This window comes from Azospirillum sp., from assembly GCF_035627195.1.
In the GTDB taxonomy this organism is placed as follows: Bacteria; Pseudomonadota; Alphaproteobacteria; order Azospirillales; family Azospirillaceae; genus Azospirillum.
Window position 1 is genome coordinate 1 of sequence record NZ_DASPMG010000432.1, and the last position, 5,849, is coordinate 5,849.

The window sequence follows — 5,849 nt, forward strand, 5'->3', positions numbered from 1 at the left end:
GTGCACGACTTCCACGGCTTCCCCGACGCGCTCTACCGCCTGCGCTACCCCGCCCCCGGCGCGCCGGACCTTGCGGCGCGCGTGGCGGAATTGGTGCCGGGCTGCGCGGTCGATCCCGGCCAGGGGCTGGACCACGGCGCGTGGGTCCCGCTGATGCTGATGTACCCGGAGGCGGACATCCCCGTGGCCCAGTTCGCGGTGCAGCCGCGGCGCGGCGCGGTCGACCATCTGGCGCTGGGCCGCGCGCTGGCGCCGCTGGCGCGGGACGGCGTGCTGGTGCTGGCCAGCGGCGGCGCGGTGCACAACCTGCGCGACTTCCGCATAGGGTCCGACGTGGCCGCCCCCTGGGCCCACGGCTTCGCCGGCTGGCTCGACGCAGCGCTTGAGGTCGGCGACGCGGACGCCATCGCCGATTGGAAGACGGCGAGCGCGGAGGCCCGCCTCGCCCACCCGACGGACGAGCACTTCCTGCCGCTGCCGGTGGCGGTTGGCGCCGCCGGCGAGGGGTTCCGGACGGAGCGGCTGCACGCCGGCTTCGAACACGGCAGCATCGGCATGCACGCCTACGCTTTTCACCCCCGGACGGCGGCGTAGCGCGCGACTTGCCTGTTTGCGCGGGGGGATCGGCACTGTACAATCCGCGCCGCCGCCACCGGAGCTTGTGACCATTGCGGGGCCTTAACGGCTTGGCAGCACATAACCCGGAAAGCTTGCGGCACGAACGACGCGCGTACGGGAGTTGGCGTGAAGCGGTACGGTCCCCTGGCCCGGCTCGGCGAGCTGAAGGTCGCGACTCGGATTTCCGTCGGCTTCGGAGTCGCGCTCGCCCTCGTCCTGGTGCTGGCGGCGGCCGGGCTGGCCGCGTTGTCCGGCGTCAGCCGCAACGTCGGCAGCTTCTCCGCCACCGCCGACGTGTCGCAGACGGCGGCCGACGCCGACATCATCCTGCGTGACCTCGAAGCCTCCGTCCGCGACGTCCTCGTCTACGGCGACGCCGACAGCCTGGCCGAGGCCGAGCGGCGGCAGGCCGCCGTTGCCGAGCGGCTGGACGCGCTGTCCAGGGTGGCCGCCGCCGACGCCGACCGCAAGGCGGTGGAGGAGGCGAAGCTGGCGCTGGACGGCTTCTGGACCGGCTTCAGGGACATCGTGGCGCTGCGCAACGACCGCGCCCGGCTGATCGGCTCCGTCCTCGACCCGATGGTCGAGCAGGTGCGCGTCCGCTTCGCCAAGCTGAAGGATTCGGGCGGCGTCGACTCCGCCTCGCTGGCCGCCGACGCGGCGATCAGCGTGATGATGATGCGCGACCACGTCGCCCGCTACGTCGAGCGCCGCGATCCCAAGGACGCCGAGCGCATGCGGGCCGAGCTGGAGACCGCGCGCACCCGCCTGTCGGAGCTGACCCGCTACCTGTGGGTGCAGGGCACGCGGCAGCTCATCACCGAGCTGGACAGCCTGCTGGGCAGCCTTGCCGGCGTGCTCGACCGCATCGAGGAGGTGGCCGGCGACGAGGAGCGCATGCGCGCCGAGGCGCTGGAGCCGAACGCCGCCGCCGTGGCCCTGCGCACCGGCGAGATCCGCCAGCGCAACGATTCCGCCGCCGAGACGCTGCGCCGCCAGTTGGCCGACCGCACGGCATTCTGGGTGAAGCTCGCCCTGTGGGTGGGCGGCTTGGTCGTCGTGCTGGGCGGGCTGACCACCTGGATGGTGGCACGCAGCGTCGCCCGCCCGATGGGCGCCGTCACCGACGCCGTGGCGGCGCTGGCCGAGGGGCGCAGCGACCGCGTCGCCCTGCCCGCCGTCACCGGCACCGACGAGATCGCCCGCATGGCGCGCGCCGTCGAGACGCTGCGCGCCAACGCCGACGAGATCGCCCGCCTGAAGCGGGAGGCCGCCGAGGCGGAGGAGCGCCTGCGCACGGAAAAGGCGCGCGCCGAGGCGGAGAACCAGGCCAAGTCCGACTTCCTGGTCAACATGGGGCACGAGCTGCACGGGCCGCTGAACGCCATCGTGCACGCCAGCCAGTCGCTGATGGGCGAGCTGCACCGCATGGGGGCCGGCGACCTGTCGACCGAGGCCGAGCGGATTCAGTGGTCGGGCGAGCAGCTCGTCGGCCTCGTCGACGCCATCCTGGACTACGCCAAGATCGAGGCCGGCGGCATGGACGTCTGCCTGCAGGACTTCGACGTCGCCCGCCTGATTGCCGAGGTGCGCGAGCGCACCTACCCCGCCGCCGACCTGAACGGCAACGTGCTGACGGTCACCGGCGCGCCGAACCTGGGCGGCATGCATTCGGATTTCGTGAAGGTGCGGCAGGTGCTGCTCAACCTGCTGGACAATGCCTGCAAGTTCACCGCGGACGGCGACGTGACGCTGACGGCCGAGCGGCAGGACCGCGACGGGGCCGCGTGGGTCCGCTTCGTGGTGGCGGACACCGGCCCCGGCTTCCCGGCCGGGCAGGTCGGCCGCCTGTTCCGCCCCTTCGTGCAGGGGGCCGACGGGTCGGCCAAGGGCAAGACGCCCGGTGCCGGACTGGGCCTGACGCTGGTCGGCCACTACGTCGCCATGCTGGGCGGCGACATCGAGGTGACGAGCGAACCGGGCAAGGGCACGCGCATCGCGCTGATGCTGCCCGCCGTCTACGAGCCGCCGGCCGAGGACCGCCCGCTGCTGACCGAAGCCACGCCCGGCGACGCCCCGCCCCGCGCGCTCCTCACCATCGCCGACGTGGGCGCCCTGCCGCAGGCGTCATGAGTTTCACCTGTCGGTAAGTGGCTGCGGTGAAGACAGGTTTTGAGACACGGATGAACACGGATGAACACGGATAGAGAATAATCAAGATCCGTGTTCATCCGTGTCCGGCGCAGCCGGCATCCGTGTGCATCCGTGTCTCCATACCTTGCCGATGTTCGGGCTTGCCATGGAGGCGGCCTCGCTTCAGCGCCGGTTCTCCCCTATATTCGTACGGTCCCGATCGTTGCCGTGAGGCGCCCATGTCCGAGTTGGCCTGGAAGCGGATGTCCGTCGACGAGTTCCTCGTCTGGGACGACGGCACCGACACGCGCTATGAGCTGATCGACGGCGTGCCGGTCGCCATGGCGCCGACATACAGCGCCCACCAGATTATCGTCGGGAACGCCACACGACACATCGGCAATGCGCTCGACAAGCGCCCGCCCTGCCGGGTGCAGCCCGAGGCCGGCATCCTGAAGCCGAACAGCATCCGCAACTACTTCCAGGCGGACCTCGCGGTGACGTGCAGCCCGCACGTGCACGGGCAGTATGCCATCCCCAGCCCGCTGGTGATCGTCGAGGTGCTGTCGCGCTCGACCGAGGACCACGACCGCAAGGTCAAGCTGCCGGTCTACCGCGCCATCGCCAGCGTGCAGGAGATCGTGCTGCTGGATGCCGAGCGGCTGTACGGCGAGGTGCACCGGCGGCTGGATGGGACGCGGTGGGAATTGGAGCTGCTGACCGAACCGGACGCGGCCCTTCGTTTGGCCTCCATCGCGTTCGAGATGCCGCTGAAGGCGCTCTACGCCAACGTGGATTTGGGATCGTCCCCCACCGGAGCCTCCGAAAGCCCCTCGGGCATTGCGTCCGGGCTCCCGACCCTCTAAATAGTCGCCTGCCAGACGGCCGGATGGCTGCCTTCGGCTTATGCCGGGGGAGGAAAGTCCGGGCTCCACGGAAACACGGTGCCGGTTAACGGCCGGCGGGGGCGACCACAGGGAAAGTGCCACAGAAAGCAAACCGCCAGCGTTTCGGCGCTGGTAAGGGTGAAAGGGTGCGGTAAGAGCGCACCGCGCCCCCGGCAACGGGGGTGGCAGGGTAAACCCCACCGGGAGCAAGACCGAATAGGGGCGGCCGGACCCGGCGTCCTTTGGGACGCTGTGGGTCAGGCGTGTTTTCGCGCCGTCGCCCGGGTTGGTTGCGTGAGGCGTCCGGCAACGGGCGTCCCAGATGAATGGCCATCCACCGGGGTTCGCCCCGGGGACAGAACCCGGCTTACAGGCCGTCTGGCGTTTCCACAAACTTATCCACAGACCGATCCACCGGTGTCCGCGGCGCGGCCACCGGATGACTCCGCTTGGCCCCTTCCCGTGGCGCGCTTTCCCATGCTATCCCATGCCGGCACCACACAGCGGCTGCCTTCGATTCGTCCACAGCCGCAGTCCTGAGTCGCCCTCCTTCAGTGTTAATACACCCGAATCAAGGGCACATTTTAGGAACATACGCCGAACCTTCCGCGGCAAAGTTATCCACAGGCCGTTCGACCCCGCTAAATGTGGTGTGTATTCACCACTCCAAGCCACATGCTTGGAAGGGAGTAGCGCGTTCTGCGAAAACTCTTGACAGCCCTATCCTATTATTACTGGAGCCGTTGACGCCCACCCCGTCCCATGATATCCCATGAGAACCCAATACACAGGGGATCCCGTCCATTTTGCCCGCGTTAGGGCAGGGCGGTTCGGCGGGGGCAATCGGGCGGCAGCAGACCATGCAGCCTTGAAGGATGCGCGGGGGGTTCGACAGCACGGATGGCCGTTTTCCTGTCCACATACGTCAACAAAGTTGACAGGAAGGGACGCGTCTCCATCCCGGCGCAGTTCAGGCAGTCGCTTGCCAAATCGTCGGCGCCCGGCACCGTGTACCTCTGGCCGTCGCTCAATCATCAGGCGCTGGAAGGTGCAGACCAGGACTACCTGGACGTCCTCTCCGAAAGCCTGGAATCCCCGGATCTCGACGCCGACGAGCGCGAGATGATCGAGACCTTCATCTTCGGCAAGCTGATCCCCGTCCAGCTCGACGGCGAAGGGCGCATCGTGCTCCCCCAGTCCCTCGCCGACTTCGCCGGCATCACGGATGAAGCCTCGTTCATCGGCCGCCGCAAGACCTTCCAGATCTGGGAGCCGAAGGCGCTGAACGCGCACGAGGCGGCGCTGCGCGACCAGGTCGTGCGCAAGGACATCTCGCTCAGCCAGATCATCGCCAAGGCGTCGCGCGGCGCCGCCGCGCGGAGCGGGGAGGGCGCATGACCCCCACCACCTCCCCCACCCCGCACATCCCGGTCCTGCTGGCGGAAGTCGTGGCGGCGCTGGCGCCGCGCGACGGCGGCGTCTACGTCGACGGCACCTTCGGGCGCGGCGGCTACAGCCGCGCCATCCTGGACGCGGCCGACTGCACCGTCTGGGGCATCGACCGCGACCCCGAGGCGATCGAGCGCGGCCGCGAGATGGCCGCCGAATACGCGGGCCGGCTCCAGGTCCTGGAAGGCTGCTTCGGCGACATGGACGAGCTGTTGAGCGGGCAGGGCGTTCGCGCGGTGGACGGCGTGGCGCTGGACATCGGCGTCTCCTCCCCGCAGATCGACCAGCCGGAGCGCGGATTCTCGTTCCGTTTCGACGGCCCGCTCGACATGCGGATGGGACGGCATGGGCCGACCGCCGCCGACGTGGTGAACGAAGCCCCGGAAGCCGAGCTGGCCGACATCTTCTTCCATTACGGCGAGGAGCGGATGGCGCGCCGGGTGGCCAAGGCCATCGTCGCCGCCCGCAAGGACGCCCCCATCACCCGCACCGCCCAGCTGGCCGACATCGTCCGGTCCGTCGTGCCGAAGAGCGGCGACGGCATCGACCCGGCCACCCGCACCTTCCAGGGCCTGCGCATCCACGTGAACGACGAACTGGGCGAGCTGCGGCGCGGCCTGGCCGCGGCGGAGCGGCTGCTGGCCCCCGGCGGGCGCCTCGCCGTCGTGTCCTTCCATTCGCTTGAAGACCGCGAGGTCAAGGCGTTCCTGAAGGAGCGGTCGTCGCCGCCCCCTGCCCCGTCGCGGCACGCGCCGCCGGTGG

5 protein-coding genes and 1 other RNA gene are annotated in these 5,849 nt (G+C 69.8%); all 6 read left to right on the forward strand.

Annotation, left to right across the window (positions count from 1 at the left end; genetic code table 11):
• The coding region (locus VED21_RS36815; RefSeq protein ID WP_324891135.1) for a class III extradiol ring-cleavage dioxygenase at nt 1–594 on the forward strand (594 nt) is incomplete at its 5' end.
• Nucleotides 595–744: 150 nt separating this feature from the next.
• The gene (locus tag VED21_RS36820) at nt 745–2,751 is read left to right on the forward strand and encodes a sensor histidine kinase (RefSeq protein WP_324891137.1); all 2,007 of its coding nucleotides are present in this window, start codon (nt 745–747) and stop codon (nt 2,749–2,751) included.
• A 239-nt stretch (nt 2,752–2,990) separates the two neighbouring features.
• Nucleotides 2,991–3,617, forward strand: a complete 627-nt coding sequence (locus tag VED21_RS36825) for a Uma2 family endonuclease (RefSeq protein WP_324891139.1) — start codon at nt 2,991–2,993, stop codon at nt 3,615–3,617.
• An 11-nt stretch (nt 3,618–3,628) separates the two neighbouring features.
• Nucleotides 3,629–4,024, forward strand: an RNA gene (gene rnpB / locus VED21_RS36830) — RNase P RNA component class A.
• 514 nt (nt 4,025–4,538) lie between these two features.
• Nucleotides 4,539–5,036, forward strand: a complete 498-nt coding sequence (locus tag VED21_RS36835) for an MraZ family transcriptional regulator (RefSeq protein ID WP_324891140.1) — start codon at nt 4,539–4,541, stop codon at nt 5,034–5,036.
• Nucleotides 5,033–5,849: 16S rRNA (cytosine(1402)-N(4))-methyltransferase RsmH (rsmH, locus tag VED21_RS36840; RefSeq protein ID WP_324891142.1), on the forward strand; the 817-nt coding region annotated here is incomplete at its 3' end. The genes VED21_RS36835 and rsmH, both read left to right, overlap by 4 nt.